Below are 18,479 nucleotides of genomic sequence, written 5' to 3'. Positions count from 1 at the left end.
GTCGCGAGCACCTCGAATTTGTCCAAGCCGAACTCAACGGCCGACCACGGAAGACCCTCAACTGGAAGAGCCCAGCCGAGGCCCTCAACGAACTGCTGTTAAACTCGCCAAACGAAAACCGTGTTGCAACGACGCCGTGAATTCACCGCGATGTGAAGGTGTCTTATGCGTACCTCACCGGCGCGGAGGGACGGCGGGACGGCGAGACGGCKGCGCCGACTCGGGCGGTCGGGGTCCTGGGGACGCATGATGTTTCGCGCTCGAACGGCCCAGGACCGGCAGGCTAACAACGCGAGCAACGCGAACGACGCGAGCGACGCGCGGTTTCCGTCCCGAGTCCGCTCAGGGCGCCGACACCCGGTCGAGGTCGATCATGTCGGCACGGTTCAAACGGATGCCTGCGGCCTGCATCACCACATCCACCTGGTCCGGCCGGCTGGCGCTGGCCACCGGGGCCACGACTCCCCCACGGCCCTGCAGCCAGGCGATGGCGATGGTCGCCGGCGCCACCTCATGCTCGCGGGCGACCCGTTCCACCACGCCGAGCACCCGCAGCGATTTGCGGTTGAGGTAGGCGGCGGCGCGGAATCCCCTGGCCGTGCCGAGGGTGTCTGCGCGCGTGCGGTACTTGCCGGTGAGGAAGCCGTGGGCGAGCGCGAAATACGGCATCACGGCCATGCCCTGGGCCCTCGTCACCAGGGCCAGCGAATTCTCGTAGGCGGCGCGGTGCACGAGGTTGTAATGGGATTGCAGCGCGACAAAGCGAGGCAGGCCGTTGGCGGCGAGCACCCTGGCCTCCATCAGCCGCTCGGCGGAGAAGTTGGACGCCGCGATGTGGCGCACCTGGCCGCTGCGGAGGAGGACGTCGACAGCGCCGAGGCTCTCCTCGAGCGGCACCGTCTCGTCGTCGACGTGAAAGTAGAGCACGTCGATGTAGTCCGTCTGCAGCCGCTCCAGGGAGGCGTGCACGCCGCCGATGATGCTGCGCGGGGTGAGGCCGGGATGGTCGAGGTTCCGCCCCACCTTGGTGGCGATGACCGTCTGCTCCCGCACACCGCGGTCGCGCATCCAGTTACCGATGATCTGTTCGCTGCGTCCCGCCGCGTAACTGTCCGCGGTATCGATGAAATTGCCGCCGAGTTCACGGTACCGGTCCAGAATATGCCGGCTGGCGTCTTCACCGGCCGTCCAGCCGAAGACACTGCCGCCGAGGGCGAGCGGGTAGACGCCGAGGTCGGTGTCGGGGATGAGCCGGCGGGGCGCGCACGCGGGGGCGGCGAATGCGGGGACGGCGAATGCGGCATCCGGTTGAAGTGGGGGCCGCTGCACAGGCGCAGATTCGACTGCTGCGACATGCTGCGCCATGAGCCGCTCCCTCCGTTGAGAATGAGGATAGGTCAGCCCACCGACATTGCTGGTAGGCCCAGCAGAGTGTCTTCAGGGTTCGGGCATAGATTGGGCGGATGACAAACCTTTACGAGATCCCGCTGACCTTGATCGACGGCACCGAGACCACGTTCGACGACTTCCGCGGCAAGACCGTACTGGTGGTCAACGTCGCGTCCCGGTGCGGATTCACGCCGCAGTACGCGGGTCTCGAGGCGCTGTATGAGAAGTACAAGGATTCGGGACTGGTCGTCCTGGGTTTGCCGTGCAACCAGTTCATGGGCCAGGAGCCCGGCACGGAAGAGGACATCCAGGAGTTCTGCCAGGTCAATTTCGGCGTGAGCTTCCCCCTGACCGCGAAGGTCGATGTGCGCGGCAAGCACCAGCATCCGCTCTACGCGGAGTTGACCACGTTCAAGCAGGGCGTCCTGCCCGGGCTGGTGAAGTGGAACTTCGAGAAGTTCCTGGTGAACGCGGAAGGCACCATCGTCAACCGTTTCGCGTCGGCCGTTGAACCGGAATCCCCCGAACTCGTGGCCGCCGTGGAGAGCGCGCTGGCCACCACGTCCGTGGCCTGACCCCGCACGGCTTTAGCGGCCGGCGCGCCGGAGCACCGCCTCCGCGTGCCGCAGCAGCGGCCCGTCGATCATGCGCCCCTGGTACTGGAACACGCCGTGTTCGCTGGTGGACGCCTCCAGGATTTCCCAGGCGTACGCCACTTCCGCGTCGCTCGGCTGGTAGGCCTGCCGGATGACCGCCACCTGGCTGGGGTGGATGCATGCGGTGGCCGTGAAGCCGCTCGCGACGGCATCCTCGGCCTCGGCCAGCAGCCCCGACTCGTCGGGGATGGCCAAGAAGACGCTGTCGATCGCCGCCTTGCCGTGTGCACCGGCGGCCAGCAGCACCTGGGAGCGGGCGTGCCGGGCCACGGTCCGGTAGGTTCCGTCAGCGAACCGGCTGGAACTGCCGCCGAGCGACGCGATCAGGTCCTCTGCGCCCCACATCAGGGCGACCACGTTCGGCGCGGCGGCGATGTCCGCCGCCGCCAGCACACCGGCAGCGGTTTCGCAGAGGGCGACCACCTCGTACGGCCCGAGTGCCTGGACCTGCTCCACCTGTTCGGCCTTCGGGACCATCACCGTGCGGTAGAGGGTCTCGTCGAAGGCCGCCAGGTCGAGCGGGAAATCGGCGGTGCCGACGGCGTTCACCCGCACGATCGTCCGGGCCGGGTCGAGTCGGCTCTGGACGAGCGCGGTGCGTGCCGCGGCCCTGTCACCGGGTGCGAGCGCGTCCTCGAGGTCGATGATCACCGCATCCGCTCGCTCGGCGGCCTTGCCGTAGCGCTCCGGCCGGTCGGCGGGGCAGAACAGCAGCGCGGGTCCCATGTCGAAGCTCACGGCGCACTCTCCTCCGACCACACCATGACCGAACGGTTCGCGCGGGCGACGACGACGCCGTCCTGGTTCCGCGCGGTGTGGGCGAGTGAGATGATTCCCTGGCCCGGCCGCGAGCTGGACAGCCGCTTGCCGGTGACCAGCGACTCCGAATACATGGTGTCGCCGTGGTAGAGCGGATGCGGGAACGCCACCTCGGTGAAACCCAGGTTGGCCACGATGGTGCCCTGCGTGAGCTGGGCGACGGAGGAGCCCACCAGCGTCGACAGGGTGAACATCGAGTTCACCAGGCGCTGGCCGAACGGCTGCCCGGCCGACCATGCCGCGTCCAGGTGCAGGCTCTGCGTGTTCATGGTCAGGGTCGTGAACAGCACGTTGTCTGCCTCGGTGACGGTGCGGCCGGGGCGGTGCAGGTAGGTGGTGCCGACCTCGAACTCGTCGTAATACAGCCCACGCTGCAACACGACCTTTGCTTCCGTCATGCCGTGCCCCTGTCTGCATTCACGTCGGTGTGGCTGGGATACCGATTAAAACGCATTGAAACCGAGTTCGCGAGCGATGATCATGAGCTGCACCTCGGTGGTGCCCTCGCCGATCTCGAGGATCTTCGAGTCGCGGTAGTGCCGGGCGACAGGGTTCTCGTTCATGAACCCGTAACCGCCGAAGATCTGGGTGGCGTCGCGGGCGTTGTCCATCGCCGCCTCACTGCAAATCATCTTGGCCAGGCTCGCCTCCATTTTGAACGGCTGGCCGGCGACGAGCTTCAGCGCGGCGTCGTAGTAGGCCAGCCGCGCGGCGTGGGTGCGGGCCTGCATCCGTGCGATCTTGAAGGCGATGTGCTGGTTGGACCCGATGTTCTTGCCGAAGACGTTGCGGCTCTTGGAATAGCGGATCGCCTCTTCGAGGCATCCCTGGGCGGCTCCGGTGCAGAGCGCCGCGAAGGCGACCCGGCCCTCGTCGAGGGTCTGGATGAAGTTGGCGAAGCCGCGGCCACGTTCGCCGAGCAGGTTCGCCTCGGGCACCCGCACGTCGCGGAGAGTGAGCGGGTGGGTGTCGGAGGTGTGCCAGCCGACCTTGTCGTAGCCGGGCTCGACGGTGAAGCCCGGGGTGCCGCTCGGCACCAGGATCGCCGTGAGCTCCTTCTTGACGGAGCCGTCATGGCGCTCGGCCTCGCCGGTGACGGCGGTGATCGTGACCAGCCTGGTGATCTCGGTGCCGGAGTTGGTGATGAACTGCTTGGTGCCGTTGATCACCCATTCGCCGTCACGGAGCTCGGCGGTGGTCTGGGTGCCGGCGGCGTCGGAGCCGGCTTCCGCCTCGGTGAGGCCGAAGCCGGCCAGCGCCTTACCCTGGGCGAGCATCGGCAGCCATTCCTGCTTCTGCGCGTCGGTGCCGCTCCGCCAGATGGGCATCGCGCCGAGGCCGACGCCGGCCTCCAGGGTGACCCCGATCGACTGGTCGGCGCGGGAGAGCTGCTCGACGGCGAGGCAGAGGGCGAAATAGTCCTTGCCCTGCCCGCCGTACTCGGTGGGGAACGGCAACCCGAACAGGCCCATCTCGCCCATGGTGGCGATGATGCCGTATGGCAGTTCGCGTTTGGTGTCGTATTCGTAGGCGGCCGGCGCGACAACGGTGTCGGCGAAGTCGCGCACCGCGTCGCTCAGTTTCTGGTGCTCGTCGCTGAGCTGGTAGGTGGTCAGGCCGTGGCTGCTGTGGCTCATGAGTGGTCTCCCTGGTGGTCGCTGGGGGCGGGGTGATCGCCGCGAGGCGTCGGGTCTGACGCTCCGGCGTGGTGAACAGAGTCGATGGTGGCGACGATCTGGTCAAGTTTGACGAGGTCGCCGGGGGCGACGGTGATGTTCACGGTGCCGGAGAGCCCCGCGGTGAGCTTGTGCTCCATTTTCATGGCCTCCACGGTGAGCAGCGTGTCACCGGCCGCGACGGTGTCTCCGGTGGCGACGTTGATGGCGATCACCGTGCCCGGCATCGGCGACCGCACCTGCGGGCTGGCCGCGCCCTCATCCCGCTCGAGTCCGGCGAGCTGGTCGTCGAGTTGCTCGGCCCGGCTGCGGAGAGCCACGCCGATCGCGAACCCGGCGCGACCGATCCAGAGGCGTACGCCCGCGGCATCCGTTTCACGCACGATGTCGAACCGGCGCGTCTCACCGTCGTAGTCGACGCTGAAACCGCTGTCGCTGCCCGGGATCGCACCGATGCCCGCGGGCACCGGGGGTTGATCGCCGACGGCGACGGATGCCGTGGCCGGGTCGCCGTCGATCCGCACGTCGATCGGGGTGACGCCCGTTCCGGCCAGGTTGTAGCGGGCGGGACGGTGCGGGCCCATCCGCCACCCACTGGGACGGGACCAGGCGGGGTTCGCCCGGTGCCACTCGCCGGCGCGCAGGAACAGTGCGGCGGCGGCCAGCAGATGGGGCGTGACCGATGCGAAGCCCAGGCCCGGAAGTTTCCGCTCGATCAGCCCGGTGTCCAGCCGGCCGGCCTGCACGTCGTCATCACCCAACAGCAGCCGCAGGTACTCTACGTTGGTCGTCACGCCGAGTACGACAGTGTCGGCCAGTGCCCGGTCGAGCCGCCCGAGCGCTTCCTGGCGGGTGGACCCCCAGGCGATGACCTTGGCGAGCATCGGGTCGTAGTCGGAGCCGATGACCAGGCCCGGCGTGAGCGAGCTGTCGCAGCGGATGCCGGGTCCGGACGGTTCACGGAGCGTCCGCACCGTGCCGGATGAGGGCAGGAACCCGGCCGCCGGATTCTCCGCGTAGACCCGGGCTTCGATGGCGTGGCCGGTCAGCAGTACGTCGTCCTGCGTGATGGTGAGCCGCTCCCCCGCCGCGATCCGCAGCTGCCACTCGACCAGGTCGATGCCGGTGACGAGCTCGGTGACGGGATGTTCGACCTGCAGTCGCGTGTTCATCTCCATGAAGTAGAACTCGTCGGGCGCGGCGTCGGAGACCAGGAACTCGACGGTTCCCGCGCCGGTGTACTCGACACTGCGGGCGGCGGCGCAGGCGGCTTCGCCGATCCGCGCCCGGACGGTGGCGTCCAGGAGCGGCGATGGCGCTTCTTCGATCACCTTCTGGTGGCGCCGCTGCAGGGAGCACTCCCGCTCCCCGAGGTGGATGGCGTGACCCTCGTTGTCTGCGAGCACCTGCACTTCGATGTGACGCGGAGTGCCGACCAGCCGCTCCAGGAACAGCGTGTCGTCGCCGAACGCGCGGGCGGCGACGCGCCGGGCGGTGGCCAGGGTGTCCGGCAGGTCCTCCGGCCGTTCAACCACGTGCATGCCCTTGCCGCCGCCACCGGCGGACGGCTTGATCAGGAGCGGGTACCCCACATCGGCGGCCGCATCGATCAGCTGCTGGTCGGTGAGGCCGGGTTCGGCGATGCCGGGGATCACCGGCACCCCGGAGGCTGCGACGTGGTTCTTGGACCGGATCTTGTCGCCCATCACGTTCAGGGCGTGCACGCTCGGCCCGATGAAGACGATCCCGGAGTCGGCGACGGCGCGGGCGAAGGCCTGGTTCTCGCTGAGGAAGCCATATCCGGGGTGGATCGCCTGCGCGCCGGTCTGTTCGGCGGCGGCGATGATGGCGGCGGCATTGAGGTAGCTCTCGGCGGCCGGTGCCGGGCCGATCCGCACGGCGACATCAGCCAGGGCAACATGGCGGGCACCGCGGTCGGCGTCGCTGTAGACGGCGACCGAGCGGATGCCGAGCTCGCGAAGGGTGCGGATGACGCGGCAGGCGATCTCCCCCCGGTTCGCGACGAGCACCGTGCTGAACAGGGCGGTCCCGGTGGTCGAGCCCTGCCCGGTGGTCGAGCCCTGCCCGGTGGTCGAGCCCGTCCCGGTGGTCGAGCCCGTCGAGACCCCTTCGCTGGAATTCGTGTCGGTGGTCCCTGGCATAGTGGCTTTCGTGATCATCGTGGCGCTCACATCCGGAAGAGACCGAAGGCGGTCTCGGGCAGGGGCACGTTGGCGCAGATGTCGAGCGCGAGCCCGAGCACCGTGCGGGTGTCGGCCGGGTCGATGACGCCGTCGTCCCAGAGTCGCGCGGTCGAGTAGTAGGGGTTGCCCTGCTGCTCGTATTGCTCCTTGATCGGGGCCTTGAAGTCGGCCTCAGCTTCCGCTGACCATTCGTCGCCGCGGCCTTCGAGCTGTTCGCGCTTCACCGTGGCGAGCACGGAGGAAGCCTGGGCGCCGCCCATCACCGAGATGCGGCTGGCCGGCCACATCCAGAGGAACCGCGGAGAGTACGCGCGGCCGCACATCGAGTAGTTGCCGGCGCCGAACGAGCCGCCGATCACGACGGTGAGCTTCGGCACCCGCGCGGTGGCGACCGCGGTGACCATCTTGGCGCCGTGCTTTGCGATGCCGCCCGCCTCTTCGGCGCGGCCGACCATGAACCCGGAGATGTTCTGCAGGAAAATCAGCGGGACACCGCGCTGGTCGCAGAGTTCGATGAAGTGCGCGCCCTTCTGCGCGGATTCACTGAACAACACCCCGTTGTTGGCGACGATACCCACCGGGTGCCCGTGCAAGCGGGCAAACCCGGTGATCAGCGTGGTGCCGTACTCGCGCTTGAACTCGTGGAACTCGCTGCCGTCGACCAGCCGGGCAATCACCTCGTGCACGTCGTACTGCCCCTGCACGTCCGTCGGGACGACCCCGTAGAGCTCGCTCTCATCGGCAACGGGATCGACGCTCGCAATCACATCCCAGGCCGGCGAACCCGGATTCGGCAGGGAGGTGACGATGTCGCGCACGATCTGGAGGGCGTGCAGGTCGTTCTCCGCGAGGTGGTCGACGACGCCGGAGGTGCGGGCGTGGAGTTCACCGCCGCCGAGTTCCTCGGCGGTGACGATCTCACCGATCGCCGCTTTCACGAGGGGCGGGCCGCCCAGGAAGATGGTGCCCTGGTCACGCACGATCACGGTCTCGTCGCTCATCGCCGGCACGTAGGCGCCGCCTGCCGTGCACGACCCCATCACCGCGGCGATCTGCGGGATCTTGGCCGCGGACATCCGCGCCTGGTTGTAGAAGATGCGGCCGAAGTGGTCGCGGTCGGGGAAGACCTCGTCCTGCATCGGCAGGAATGCGCCACCAGAGTCGACGAGGTAGATGCACGGCAGCCGGTTCTCGAGGGCGATCTCCTGCGCCCGGAGGTGCTTCTTCACGGTCATCGGATAGTACGTGCCGCCCTTGACCGTGGCGTCGTTGGAGATGACGAGCACCTTTCGCCCGTGCACCAGGCCGATGCCGGCGATCAGGCCCGCGCCCGGACTGTCGTCGTTGTACATTCCATTGGCCGCCAGCGGGGCGATCTCGAGGAACGGGCTGCCCTCGTCGAGGAGCTGGTCGATCCGTTCCCGCGGCAGCAGCTTTCCGCGGTCGAGGTGACGCTGCCGGGAGGCCTCCGGGCCACCCCGGGCGGCGGTCGCCAGTCGCTCGCGCAGGTCTTCCACCAGCGCACGCTGGGCCGCATCGTTCTCGGCGTAGGCCTGGCTGCTGGAGTCGATCCGACTCGCGAGTGTCTCCATCGACGACTTCCCACTGGTGATGAGGATTCAAGTACAGTTAGTGTTTACTAACTCGATTTAGGTTAGTCCTTGTTAACCGGAATGTCCAGAAGGTGGGAACGATGAGCGGACTGCCGGAGGCGGTCGGGGCGACGAGCGCTACGCCGCGCAGCCGGGCCAAAGCAGTGCGGCGGGAGGGGCTGCTCGTCGCCGCCGCCGCCCTCTTCGCGCGCTCGGGCTTCAACGGGGTCTCGATCGAAGACCTCGGGGCGGCCGTCGGCGTCAGCGGGCCCGCCGTGTACCGGCATTTCAGCGGCAAGCAAGCCGTGCTGGCCGCACTGCTGATCGGGGTGAGCGAGGACCTGATCGGTGGCGGCCAGGCGGTCGTCGACGGCTCGCCGGACGCGGCATCCGCTCTAGCCGGCCTGGTGCGGTTCCACGTCGACTTCGCGCTCCGCGATCCCGATGTGATCCAGGTGCAGGATCGTGACCTGGACCAGCTCGGAGACGACGACAGGCACCGGGTGCGCGCCCTGCAGCGCAGTTATGTGGAGTTGTGGGTCGACGTGCTGCACCAGTTGCATCCAACCGTCGATCCGTCGATGCTGCGCATCCGCGCCCACGCGACCTTCGGCCTGATGAACTCGACGCCGCACAGTGCCGCAGCGTCGCCCCCCGACCAGGTGCGCGCGGTGCTCGAGGGCATGGCGCTCACCGCGCTCAGGTCCTGAGCGGACGCCGCGACTGTCTGCCGCCTCTCTTTCTTCTCCGCTGAGGTACGTATAAAGCACCTTCGCCGCGAGAATATGGGTGCTTTATACGTACCTCACCGCGAGTGTGCGACCCAGAGCCGCCGATAGGGTGGACCCGTGGGGAAACGACGGTTCACTCGTCCTGTACGGCGCATTCCGTTTGAGCGCGACGAGCGCGTCGGCAACGACCACGCCCCGGCGTTCCCCGCGCTGATGGTCCGTCCGAAGAGCGATCTCTGGGTGTCCGCCTGGGTTGCCTTCAGCCTGCTCACCCTGCCGCTGTTCGGCGCCTTCTACCTGATCACCGTCCCGACAGGCCGGTGGCTCCCGTTCGCCTCTGCCCATGCGGTCCTGATCCTGCTGTTCGTGCTCACGGCCTGGCGGCTCAAGGGTGCCGGAATTCTCCTGGCACCGGATGGCATGCGTGAGCGCGAATATCTGCGCCGGAAGGTCTTCACACCGGTTGAGGTGATCGCATCCGTCGTTGTGGTCAAACTGAGGGACTCGAACAGCGACTCCGTGTCGCAGCAGATGTTCATGGTTGACGCCAGCGGCAACACCCTGCTCCGAATGCGCGGCCCGATGTGGCACGCGTCCGACCTGTGGCGCGTGATCGACTACTACGCCATCCCGGTCCGCCTGGTGGACACCCCGATGACGTGGAGCGAACTCCGGCGGTCGCAGTATCGCCGCAACATCAGCGTTTGGGAACGGCACCCGATCGTGTTACTCGTCTGCCTGGTCGGTGTCTTCGCCGCTGTGATGATTCCGGCCCTCCTGGTGGTCGTGCCGGTCGTCAACGGCCCGCCCTGATCACCAGTCGTCGACGTCCCCCCGGATCCAGGCGATGTACCGCCCCAGCGAGATGCGGACGATCGCCCGGGCGCCCGACGGCACCAGCTGCCCGAACGAGCCGTACATCCGGTCGTAGTCGAGCGGTTCGAGCCGGTCCAGAATCTGGTTGACGGTGCCCTCCGGCAGCGGAAGCCGGTTCGGGAACGACCGCATCACGCTGATGGTCTTGTTGTCCGGGCCGATGAAGATGGTGTCACCGGTCAGGATCACGCCGCGTCCGGCAGCCCCGGCCCCCCAGAGCAACACGCAACTGCCCGGGAAATGACCGCCGCACTGCACCAGGCGGATGCCGGGCAACGGGTTCGCCTCGCCGCTCCAGTGGGTGATCGCGGGGTCCGGGTGCACGATCCAGTCCTTATCTGCCGCGTTGAAAAAGATCGGCGCGTTGTCGAATGCGCGGCTCCAGCTGGTCATCGCTCCCATCAGGTGCGGGTGGCTGCCGGCGATCGCCGTGATCCCGCCGAGCTCGCGCACCGACCGGATGGCGGCGGGGCTGATGAATCCGGGTGGCTCCCAGAGCAGGTTGCCGGAACCGGTCCTGACCAGCATGGGGCGATGGCCGATTCCGATCGTCGGTTGCACCCGCATCTCGTGCAGACCTGGTTCGAGTTCGGTGAGCGTCGCCAGGGTCCCGCCGGCTTCCTGCTCCTCGGACGTCGTCCAGGCCTGGCCGCTCGGTGGCACGTACTGGCGCTCGTCGGAACAGATGGCGCATCGAGCGGGCGGGCCGGAGGCATCCGTTGCCCCGGCCAGGCCGCCGTATTCGAGGCCGCAGGCGACGCAGATCCAGTGCACGATCGCTCAGCTGCTGGCTGCGTTCGTGGCGCCGGCGGCATCGGCCAGCTCCTGGATGCGCCGGGCCAGCGCGACATCGCGTGAGGTGACGCCGCCGGCGTCGTGCGAGCTGAGTGCGAAGCTGATGCGGCCGTAGCCGACGGTGGCGTCGGGGTGATGGTTCATCGAATCCGCCGCCTCGGCCACCCGGTCGAGCAGCCGGACTGCACCGGCAAAGTCGCCCGTCGCGTACGCCGCGTGCAGGGCGCCCGTGCCGTGGCTGAAGGCCGTCCCCTCAAGGTCGGCGGCGGTGTCGTGGGGTGAGAGGAGGGTGCTCATGACCCCACTCTGCTCCGCCCCGGCGCCCCTGTCGACCCTGTGGCCGCTAGATCATGGTCAGGACCATGCCGGGGTTGGCCAGGATCGACCCGACGTCGGCAAGGAACCGCGACCCCTGCTCTCCGTCGACCAGCCGGTGGTCGAAGGAGAGGCTGAGCGTCATCACGCTGCGGAGCGCGACCTCGCCGTGGTGCTCCCACGGTGTTCGGCGGATGCTGCCCATCGCCAGGATCGCCGCCTCCCCCGGGTTCAGGATGGGCGTTCCGGCGTCGATGCCGTACACGCCGATGTTGGTGATGGAAATCGTGCCGCCGGTGAGCGCGTCCTGGCTGGTCGTGCCGGCCCGCGCCGTCTCCGTGAGCCCGGCGAGCGCGGTGGCGAGCTCGGTGAGGCCGAGCGCGTGCGCGTCCTTGATGTTCGGCACGATCAGGCCGCGCGGGGTCGCGGCGGCGATCCCGAGGTTCACATAGTTGAACTGCACGATCTCGCCGGCCGCGTCGTCCCATCGTGTGTTCAGCGAGGGGTTGCGTGCGACGGCGATGCAGAGCGCCTTCGCGACGACGGTGAGGATGCCGATCCGGTAGTCCGCGAACGCCCGGTCACGTTTCAGCGAATCGAGCAGCTCAACGGTCGGCGTCACATCGATGGTGAGGAACTCGGTCACGTGCGGGGCGGTGAACGCGCTCTGAACCATGGCTGCGGCGGTGAGTTTCCGCAGGCTCTTGATCGGCGAGCGTGATTCGCGGGGAGCGGGCGTCGCGTCTGCTCTGCCGTCGCGCGGGGCTTGTCCCTGGCCGGCGGACGCCGCGGCGCGGCCGGGCGCATTCTGGTGCACGTCATCGCGCGTGATCAGGCCGTCCGGCCCGGTGCCGGTGAGGGCGGCCAGGTCGACGCCGAGCTCCCGGGCCAGGGCGCGCACCGGCGGGGTGGAGCGGGGGCGTTCCCGGGTCCCGACAGGCTCGACCACCGAAGGCGCTTTCCCGACAGGCTCGACCACCGGTCCGCCGAATCGGGGACGCCGCTTCGGGCGGCCGCCACGTTCGGCGGCAGCGCCATATCCCACGAGCACAGCCTCACGCGCGGGCGCACCGTCGCCGGCGGCCTCGCCGGACCTGCCGGCAGCATCCGTTGCCGATGCCACACCATCGCCGAACTCGGCCTCGACCGGCTGGGCAGCCCCGACGCCCCCGGCGGACTGCGGCTCGGCGCCCGCGACGTCGAACGAGACGATCGGCTCCCCCACGTGCACCACCACACCGGGCTGCTGGTGCAGCTCGGTGACGGTGCCGGCGAACGGCGACGGCAACTCGACGACGGCCTTGGCGGTCTCGACGTCGGCGATGTGCTGGTTGAGTTCGACGGTGTCACCGGGCGCGATCAGCCAGGCGACGATTTCGGACTCGGTCAGTCCCTCGCCGAGGTCGGGGAGCTTGAAGACTTTGATCATGAACGGCGTCCCATCGCGCGGTCGACACCGTCGAGAATGCGGTCGAGGTCGGGCAGGTGGTGGGTTTCGAGCTTCGCCGGCGGGTAGGGGATGTCCCAGCCGGTGACCCGCACCGGAGCGGATTCGAGGGAGGTGAAGCAGCGTTCGGTGATGCTGGAGACGATCTCGCCGCCGATGCCGCCGGACAGGGCGGCCTCGTGCGTGACCACCAGGCGGCCGGTCTTCCGCACCGAAGCTTCGACTGTCGCGTAGTCGACCGGTGCGAGCGAGCGGAGGTCGATCACCTCGACCGAGGTGCCTTCATCCGCTGCGGCCAGGGCCGCGTCGCGGGCGATCGCGACGAGCGCGCCGTAGGTGACCAGCGTGACATCCGTTCCAGGGGAGACGATCACGGCGCGCTCCATGGGATCGCCGAGGTCTTCGGTGACCTCTCCCTTCACGTGGTAGCGGCGTTTGGGCTCGAAGTAGAGCACCGGGTCGTCGCTGGCGATGGCCTGGCGGAGCAGGCTGTAGGCGTCCTGCGGGTTGGAGACGGCGATCACGCGCAGCCCGGAGGTGTGCGCGAAGTAGGCCTCTGGCGACTCTGAGTGGTGCTCGGCCGCGCCGATACCGCCGCCGAACGGCACCCGGATCGTGATCGGCATGGTCACGGCGCCCCGGGTGCGGTAGTGCAGCTTGGCGACCTGTGCGACGATCTGGTCGAATGCCGGGTAGATGAAGCCGTCGAACTGGATCTCGCACACCGGCCGGTAGCCGCGGTAGGCCAGGCCGACGGCGGTGCCGATGATGCCGGACTCGGCGAGCGGCGTATCGACGACGCGGCGCGGCCCGAACTCCGCCTGCAGGCCGTCACTCACCCGGAAGACGCCGCCGAGCGCCCCGATGTCCTCGCCGAGCAGCATGACCTTGTGGTCCTCCCGCATGGCATCGCGGAGCCCGGTGTTGATCGCCTTCGCGAGGGTCATGGTGCTCATGATGCGCCTCCGGTTCCGGGAGCGGATGCCGCGCCGGGCTCGGGTGCGAAGCTGGCCAGGTACGCCGCGTATTCCGCCCGCTGGCGCGCGAGGGTGGCGTTCGGCGTGGTGTAGACGTTGTCGAACACGGTCAGCGGTTCGGGGTCGGGGAGATTGATGCAGCCGGCGCGGATTTCCGCGGCGACGGCATCCGCTTTGGCTGTGGTCTTCTTTTCAAGCTCGGGGGTGAACAGCCCCTCGGACTCGAGCAGCCGCCGCAGGCGGAGGATCGGGTCTTTGGCCCTCCACGCCTCGAGCTCGGCCGCGTCGCGGTAGCGGGTGGGGTCGTCGGCGGTGGTGTGCGGTCCCATCCGGTACGTGACCGCTTCGATGAAGCTCGGTCCCCCTCCGGTGCGGGCTCGGTCGAGGGCGATACGGGTCGCTGCCATCACGGCGAGCACGTCGTTGCCGTCGACGCGCATGCTGGGGATGCCGAATCCGGGGGCGCGGTCGGAGAGGTGCTTCGAACTCTGCAACCTGACCGGTTCGGAGATCGCCCAGTGGTTGTTCTGGCAGAAGAAGACCACCGGCGCCTGGAAACTCGCGGCGAAGACCATGGCTTCGTTCACGTCGCCTTCGCTGGTGGCGCCGTCGCCGAAGTAGGCCACTGCGACAGAGTCGACACCGTCGGCGACGCACCCCATGGCGTAACCCGTGGCGTGCAGCGTCTGGGCGCCGATGATGATCGCCGGAGCGGCCATCCCGATGTCGTAGGGATTCCAGCCGGCCTGGGCGTTGCCTCGCCACACCCGGAGTATGTCGGTGAGCTCGACACCGCGGCAGTAGGCGACGGCGTTCTCACGGTAGCTGGAGAACACGAAGTCGTCGCTGCGCAGCACGCGGGCCGACCCGATCTGCGCGGCTTCCTGGCCGAGCAGGGGCGGCCAGAGGCCGAGTTCGCCCTGGCGCTGGAGCGCCGTTGCTTCGGTGTCGATGCGCCGCACCACGACCATGTCCTCGTACAGGGCGGCGAGTTGTTCACCGGTGACCTTTGCCACCCACGGGTCGAGTTCGGGGTTGGGCACCCGAATTCCGTCCGGAGTCACCAACTGCACGAAATCCTGCTGGGTCTCAAGCACTGTCTGCACCACGGCGTCACTCCTAGCTTCCTTGCTAAAGTTGCTCTGAGCGTATGTCCGTGCGGCAGTCGGCACAACCGGTTGTTGTTTTATTGTGCACACTGCCACACCGGACCCGGGCAGAGGCTGCTAATCTGATGCATTATGCGCAGTGTGGACCGCACCGACATTCAGCTCCTCCGAGCACTGTGCTCGGACCCCCGCAGCACGTTCGTGGCGCTCGCCCAACGGCTGTCGTTGTCGCGCAACACGGTGCAGGCGCGAATGGCTCGACTGGAGGAGTCGAACGCCTTCCTGGGCTTCTCCCGGCGGATCAATCCGGCGGCGCTCGGCTATCCGTTGACCGCCTTCATCGAGGTGCACGTGCAGCAGAAGCTGCTCGCCCCGATCGTGGTCGCGCTGGCCGACATCCCGGAAATCGTGCAGGCGCACGGCATGAGCGGGCAGGCGGACTTGCTCGTGCGCGTGGTCTGCACGGATGCCGACGACCTGTTCCGCATCGACGGCACCATCCTCGCGGTGACCGGGGTCGAACGCACGGAGACGTCGCTGGCGATGGGCGAACTCATCCCCTACCGCCTGGAGCCGCTGCTCGAGCGCGGCCTCGCCTCCACTCCCGCCTAGCCCCGCCCTTTCCCCTCGCCCACCCTCGTCGACTTCGCCGAACCCGCACTTGTTGGGGTTATCCCGCGCTTATAACCCCAACAAGTGCGGGTTCGCGGAAGGGCGGCGGGCCGGTTAGGGGGCGGCGGCGGCGGCGGGAAGCAGGGTGCGCGCATAGGCGATCGCCTCGGGGGTGTCGGCGAAGACGCGACCCCTCTCGCGGAGGTGCGGCGCCACGCCGAGCCTCCGGAGCACGCTGCGGTGCGCATCCGTCACCCCGGACACCAGCACCGCGATGCCCTTGGCCTCGAGCCGGGTGATCACGTCGTCGAGCATGAGCCCTCCCGTCGCGTCGAGGGTAGTGACGCGGCTCATCCGCAGGATGACTACCGACACGTCGCTCACCTCGGTGAGCTCGAGCAGGAACCGGTTCGCCGCGCCGAAGAACAGCGGCCCGTCGAACCGGTAGGCGACGATGTGCTCACGGATTAGCTTCTGCTCCTCGGCGCTGTGGTCGCCGGTGTCGAGCGGCACCCGCTCCACCCGGGAGCTGCGGGAGACGGACCGGAGCGCCAGGAGCGCCGCGACCGCGAGCCCGATCACCACGGCCGTCACGAGGTCGATGGCCACGGTTACGCCGAACGTGACGAACAGCACCGCCGCGTCGCCGCGGGTCGCCCGCACAATGGCGCGGATGGCCCCGAGCTTGACCATCTGGATCGTCGTGGCCAGCAGCACGCCGCCGAGCGCCGCCAGCGGGATGAATCCGACCAGCGGCGCGAAGGCGAGCACGACCACCAGAAGCACCACCGAATGGGAGATCGCGGCCAGCCTGGACCGGGCGCCGCTCCGCACGTTCACCGCGGTGCGGGCGATGGCAGCCGTCGCCGGGACTCCGCCGAAGAAGGGCACCACGAGGTTTGCAATCCCCTGCCCGAACAATTCACGGTCGGGGTTGTGCCGCTCGCCGACGCTCATGCCATCGGCAACGGTCGCACAGAGCAGGCTCTCGAGCGCCGCGAGGGCGGATATCGCCAGGGCTGAGGTGAACAGGTTCGCGAGTTGGTTGGCGTCGAAGAAGCCGGCGGATGGCGCGGCCAGGGCTGCCGGCAGCGCCCCGATCGCCGGCAAGCCAGCGTGGCCGAACGCCGCAATCACCGTGACGATGGCGATGGCGACGAGTGACAACGGGAGCGAGGGCTTCCAGCGGGCGCCGAGCAGGATCACGGCGGCGACGCCGACCGCAACCAGGGGCGCAACGAAGTCCGGCGCCTGCAACCAGCGAACGACTGCGTCCCCGGCTACCGCCCAGACCTGTTCCTGGTCGCCGGGCGTGACGCCGAGCATGTTCGGCACCTGCTGCAACGCGATCACGACGGCAATCCCGGCGGTGAACCCCTCCACCAGCGAGGCGGGCAGGTAGCGCACATACCGCCCCAGGCCGGAGAACGCGAGCACCAGCAGGATGATGCCGGCCATCACGCCGACCTGGAGCACGCCGGCGCCGCCGAATTGGTGCACGACCGGCAGGAGCACCACGGTCATCGCCCCGGTCGGCCCCGAGACCTGCAGGTTGCTCCCGCCGAACACCGCCGCGAGTATCCCGGCGATGACGGCGGTGGCCAGGCCGGCCTCGGCACCCATCCCGGAGGCGACGCCGAACGCGAGGGCGAGCGGCAGGGCGACGATCGCGACGGTGAGGCCGGCGAGCAGGTCGCGCCCGGGAGAGCGGCGCATCGCCGTGAAGTCGGTGCGCTGCGGAAGCAGTGTGCGCACGAAGTGCAGGGTACGCGTGAAGGGACTGCTCGTCGTGACTGGAGTGCTCATTGCGGACGCTCGGTCGCGGATGTGCGTTCGAGCTGGCGTAGCAACGCGTGGGAGTCCTGGAGGTTGGACACCAGCATCCGTTTGGCGACGGCGAGCAGCTGGACCATATCGGGGTCGCGCAGTGCATACAGGATGGTGTTGCCCTCGCGGCGGGTGACCACCACGCCGGCGCGTCGCAACACGCCGAGTTGTTGCGAGAGCGCGGAGAGTTCACTGCCGAGACTGTCCGCGAGACCGCCGACCGAACGCTCGCCGTCGACCAGGAGTTCCAGGACCTGCACCCGCAGCGGATGCCCGAGCGCCTTGAACAGTTCGGCCTTCAGTTGGGCGACCGGCAGTTCGTTCGACAATTCCATTACTTCAGAATATAACTATCTGGCGAGTCGTTCAAGTACCTCGGCGATGGAGCGGTAGCCGACTTCACGTCACAGGCCCCGAGGGTGAGGGCGGAGGTCGTGCGCCTCACCCCGGGTGCGGGCACGGCTCAGCGGCGGAGGATCCCGTCGTTGGCAAGCGCCCGGGCGTAGCCAAGCGCATTGCCCAACGCAGTCGGGTGGAAGTTCACCAGGGCCAGCGGGTCAGCGGGATTGTAGGCAATGTAGGGAACGCGGGCTCCGATCCCGTGCCCGGCGAATTCCTGGGTCACGTCCACCATCGTGACACGCGGGTTGGCCGCTGCTGCCACCGCCCCCTGGATGACCTGGTTCAGCGTGTCCGTAGCGGTGTTGACCAGCTCGCCCAGCGGAAGGACGCCCGGGTTGAACAATCGCGGGTAGTTCAACACGACGAGCCTCGCCTGCGGCAGCGCCGTCGCGATCCCTTGGTAGAGGCCGACCAGCTGGGGGCCGAGGACGGCCATTTGCGCCGCGCTCGCTGCGACGGCCTGGAGGCATATCGGCGCAGTTGGATCCGGAGCACAGGCCTGCAGGACCTGGTTGGAGCCGGCGTCGATCCCGCCGATTGTGAGGGTCACCAGCTTCGTCGACGGGCTGGCTCCGGCCAGCTGGGCGGGAACGTCAGCCACGCGCGCACCCGAACAGGCGTTGTTGGCGGCGAGCCGGTAAGGGCTGAGCGCTGCGGCAATGCCCGGGTAGCTGGCGAACCTGCTCTGCAAGCAGGGTCCCGGCAGGTAGGGCGGAGCACCCTGGCCCGCCGTGAACGAGTCGCCGAGCGCGACGAGGTTGCCGGCGGAGTTGAACGACCAACTCGAATGCGCGGAGGAAACGGACGAGGTCGTGGCGGACGACGCAGCGGCCGGTGTCGCGGCCACACCGACGACCAACCCCGCCGTCACCAGGGAGAGGACGCCGAGGCGCGACAGGAACTGCACTCGAAACTGAGATAAATTCAACATCCCCGAAAGGTACTCCCGGTGGAGCGCGCCTGGCAAGGATCTCGCCGCAGCCGGGACAGCGAAAGGGCCCGCCTGCCGAAGCAAACGGGCCCTCCGTCTCACCGGCTGCCTGGCGAGAGGC

The 18,479-nt window shown here is 68.5% G+C and carries 18 protein-coding genes and 1 pseudogene; 5 read left to right on the top strand and 14 right to left on the bottom strand.

What is annotated here, in order from left to right; genetic code table 11:
* Positions 1-140 (top strand): annotated as a pseudogene (locus AB4Y94_RS01570) (IS30 family transposase); the annotation flags it as partial.
* 202 nt (positions 141-342) lie between these two features.
* Here the strand turns inward: AB4Y94_RS01570 and AB4Y94_RS01565 are convergent.
* Entirely contained in the window at positions 343-1,365 is a 1,023-nt protein-coding gene (locus AB4Y94_RS01565; protein ID WP_441724071.1) for an aldo/keto reductase, read from the bottom strand.
* Between the two features lie 98 nt (positions 1,366-1,463).
* On the opposite strand from AB4Y94_RS01565, the gene AB4Y94_RS01560 reads away from it, so the two are divergent.
* On the top strand, positions 1,464-1,964 hold the full coding sequence (locus AB4Y94_RS01560) for a glutathione peroxidase (RefSeq protein ID WP_441724070.1): 501 nt from the start codon (positions 1,464-1,466) through the stop codon (positions 1,962-1,964).
* A 12-nt stretch (positions 1,965-1,976) separates the two neighbouring features.
* On the opposite strand, the gene AB4Y94_RS01555 is transcribed toward AB4Y94_RS01560, so the two are convergent.
* The 5 genes from AB4Y94_RS01555 to AB4Y94_RS01535 are packed head-to-tail and all read right to left on the bottom strand — an operon-like array spanning position 1,977 to position 8,336.
* Positions 1,977-2,783 (bottom strand): HpcH/HpaI aldolase/citrate lyase family protein, encoded by an 807-nt coding sequence (locus AB4Y94_RS01555; protein ID WP_441724068.1) that lies wholly within the window; start codon positions 2,781-2,783, stop codon positions 1,977-1,979.
* Positions 2,780-3,262, bottom strand: coding sequence for a MaoC family dehydratase (locus AB4Y94_RS01550; RefSeq protein WP_441724066.1), 483 nt, complete (start codon positions 3,260-3,262; stop codon positions 2,780-2,782). Before AB4Y94_RS01550 ends, AB4Y94_RS01555 begins: the two co-directional genes overlap by 4 nt.
* Positions 3,263-3,307: 45 nt before the next feature.
* On the bottom strand, positions 3,308-4,501 hold the full coding sequence (locus AB4Y94_RS01545) for an acyl-CoA dehydrogenase family protein (RefSeq protein WP_441724065.1): 1,194 nt from the start codon (positions 4,499-4,501) through the stop codon (positions 3,308-3,310).
* The gene (locus tag AB4Y94_RS01540; RefSeq protein ID WP_441724064.1) at positions 4,498-6,702 is read right to left on the bottom strand and encodes an acetyl-CoA carboxylase biotin carboxylase subunit; all 2,205 of its coding nucleotides are present in this window, start codon (positions 6,700-6,702) and stop codon (positions 4,498-4,500) included. The genes AB4Y94_RS01545 and AB4Y94_RS01540 overlap by 4 nt, the downstream gene beginning before the upstream one ends.
* A 26-nt stretch (positions 6,703-6,728) precedes the next feature.
* Positions 6,729-8,336: a carboxyl transferase domain-containing protein gene (locus AB4Y94_RS01535; RefSeq protein WP_441724062.1), complete on the bottom strand. Its 1,608-nt coding sequence runs from the start codon at positions 8,334-8,336 to the stop codon at positions 6,729-6,731.
* A 101-nt stretch (positions 8,337-8,437) separates the two neighbouring features.
* Here AB4Y94_RS01535 and AB4Y94_RS01530 point away from each other — a divergent pair, with 101 nt between their 5' ends.
* Both AB4Y94_RS01530 and AB4Y94_RS01525 read left to right on the top strand, forming a co-directional pair.
* On the top strand, positions 8,438-9,046 hold the full coding sequence (locus AB4Y94_RS01530; RefSeq protein WP_441724060.1) for an SACE_7040 family transcriptional regulator: 609 nt from the start codon (positions 8,438-8,440) through the stop codon (positions 9,044-9,046).
* A gap of 138 nt (positions 9,047-9,184) precedes the next feature.
* Positions 9,185-9,880: a hypothetical protein gene (locus tag AB4Y94_RS01525; RefSeq protein ID WP_441724058.1), complete on the top strand. Its 696-nt coding sequence runs from the start codon at positions 9,185-9,187 to the stop codon at positions 9,878-9,880.
* On the opposite strand, the gene AB4Y94_RS01520 is transcribed toward AB4Y94_RS01525, so the two are convergent.
* The 5 genes from AB4Y94_RS01520 to pdhA are packed head-to-tail and all read right to left on the bottom strand — an operon-like array spanning position 9,881 to position 14,586.
* The gene (locus AB4Y94_RS01520; RefSeq protein ID WP_441724056.1) at positions 9,881-10,717 is read right to left on the bottom strand and encodes a hydrolase; all 837 of its coding nucleotides are present in this window, start codon (positions 10,715-10,717) and stop codon (positions 9,881-9,883) included.
* Between the two features lie 6 nt (positions 10,718-10,723).
* A complete protein-coding gene (locus AB4Y94_RS01515) occupies positions 10,724-11,035 on the bottom strand; it encodes a 4a-hydroxytetrahydrobiopterin dehydratase (RefSeq protein ID WP_441724054.1) in 312 nt (103 codons plus the stop codon).
* Positions 11,036-11,081: 46 nt separating this feature from the next.
* Positions 11,082-12,482 carry a dihydrolipoamide acetyltransferase family protein gene (locus AB4Y94_RS01510; RefSeq protein ID WP_441724052.1) on the bottom strand — a complete coding sequence of 467 codons (1,401 nt, stop codon included), beginning with the start codon at positions 12,480-12,482 and terminating at the stop codon, positions 11,082-11,084.
* A complete protein-coding gene (locus AB4Y94_RS01505; protein WP_441724050.1) occupies positions 12,479-13,456 on the bottom strand; it encodes an alpha-ketoacid dehydrogenase subunit beta in 978 nt (325 codons plus the stop codon). Before AB4Y94_RS01505 ends, AB4Y94_RS01510 begins: the two co-directional genes overlap by 4 nt.
* Positions 13,453-14,586, bottom strand: coding sequence for a pyruvate dehydrogenase (acetyl-transferring) E1 component subunit alpha (pdhA, locus tag AB4Y94_RS01500; RefSeq protein WP_441724048.1), 1,134 nt, complete (start codon positions 14,584-14,586; stop codon positions 13,453-13,455). The genes AB4Y94_RS01505 and pdhA overlap by 4 nt, the downstream gene beginning before the upstream one ends.
* Before the next feature lie 132 nt (positions 14,587-14,718).
* Between pdhA and AB4Y94_RS01495 the strand changes: the two genes are divergently transcribed.
* Complete coding sequence (locus AB4Y94_RS01495; RefSeq protein ID WP_441724046.1) at positions 14,719-15,198, top strand: Lrp/AsnC family transcriptional regulator; 480 nt, start codon at positions 14,719-14,721, stop codon at positions 15,196-15,198.
* Positions 15,199-15,312: 114 nt separating this feature from the next.
* On the opposite strand, the gene AB4Y94_RS01490 is transcribed toward AB4Y94_RS01495, so the two are convergent.
* The 3 genes from AB4Y94_RS01490 to AB4Y94_RS01480 all read right to left on the bottom strand — a co-directional run bounded on the left by AB4Y94_RS01490 (position 15,313) and on the right by AB4Y94_RS01480 (position 18,358).
* On the bottom strand, positions 15,313-16,953 hold the full coding sequence (locus tag AB4Y94_RS01490; RefSeq protein WP_441724044.1) for a SulP family inorganic anion transporter: 1,641 nt from the start codon (positions 16,951-16,953) through the stop codon (positions 15,313-15,315).
* Positions 16,954-17,000: 47 nt separating this feature from the next.
* On the bottom strand, positions 17,001-17,360 hold the full coding sequence (locus AB4Y94_RS01485; RefSeq protein ID WP_441724042.1) for an ArsR/SmtB family transcription factor: 360 nt from the start codon (positions 17,358-17,360) through the stop codon (positions 17,001-17,003).
* Between the two features lie 128 nt (positions 17,361-17,488).
* The gene (locus AB4Y94_RS01480; protein ID WP_441724040.1) at positions 17,489-18,358 is read right to left on the bottom strand and encodes an SGNH/GDSL hydrolase family protein; all 870 of its coding nucleotides are present in this window, start codon (positions 18,356-18,358) and stop codon (positions 17,489-17,491) included.
* Positions 18,359-18,479: the final 121 nt, after the last annotated feature.

This window comes from Glaciibacter sp. 2TAF33 (assembly GCF_052114945.1).
Lineage (GTDB): Bacteria > Actinomycetota > Actinomycetes > Actinomycetales > Microbacteriaceae > Cryobacterium.
This window is presented reverse-complemented; position numbering and strand designations above follow the sequence as displayed.

Bases quoted from the DNA above. Each gene is read 5' to 3' on its own strand.
- AB4Y94_RS01565 (WP_441724071.1), bottom strand. From the start codon at position 1,365: ATGGCGCAGCATGTCGCAGCAGTCGAATCTGCGCCTGTGCAGCGGCCC.
- AB4Y94_RS01560 (WP_441724070.1), top strand. From the start codon at position 1,464: ATGACAAACCTTTACGAGATCCCGCTGACCTTGATCGACGGCACCGAG.
- AB4Y94_RS01550 (WP_441724066.1), bottom strand. From the start codon at position 3,262: ATGACGGAAGCAAAGGTCGTGTTGCAGCGTGGGCTGTATTACGACGAG.
- AB4Y94_RS01545 (WP_441724065.1), bottom strand. From the start codon at position 4,501: ATGAGCCACAGCAGCCACGGCCTGACCACCTACCAGCTCAGCGACGAG.
- AB4Y94_RS01540 (WP_441724064.1), bottom strand. From the start codon at position 6,702: ATGCCAGGGACCACCGACACGAATTCCAGCGAAGGGGTCTCGACGGGC.
- AB4Y94_RS01535 (WP_441724062.1), bottom strand. From the start codon at position 8,336: ATGGAGACACTCGCGAGTCGGATCGACTCCAGCAGCCAGGCCTACGCC.
- AB4Y94_RS01530 (WP_441724060.1), top strand. From the start codon at position 8,438: ATGAGCGGACTGCCGGAGGCGGTCGGGGCGACGAGCGCTACGCCGCGC.
- AB4Y94_RS01515 (WP_441724054.1), bottom strand. From the start codon at position 11,035: ATGAGCACCCTCCTCTCACCCCACGACACCGCCGCCGACCTTGAGGGG.
- AB4Y94_RS01510 (WP_441724052.1), bottom strand. From the start codon at position 12,482: ATGATCAAAGTCTTCAAGCTCCCCGACCTCGGCGAGGGACTGACCGAG.
- AB4Y94_RS01505 (WP_441724050.1), bottom strand. From the start codon at position 13,456: ATGAGCACCATGACCCTCGCGAAGGCGATCAACACCGGGCTCCGCGAT.
- AB4Y94_RS01495 (WP_441724046.1), top strand. From the start codon at position 14,719: ATGCGCAGTGTGGACCGCACCGACATTCAGCTCCTCCGAGCACTGTGC.
- AB4Y94_RS01485 (WP_441724042.1), bottom strand. From the start codon at position 17,360: ATGGAATTGTCGAACGAACTGCCGGTCGCCCAACTGAAGGCCGAACTG.
- AB4Y94_RS01480 (WP_441724040.1), bottom strand. From the start codon at position 18,358: ATGTTGAATTTATCTCAGTTTCGAGTGCAGTTCCTGTCGCGCCTCGGC.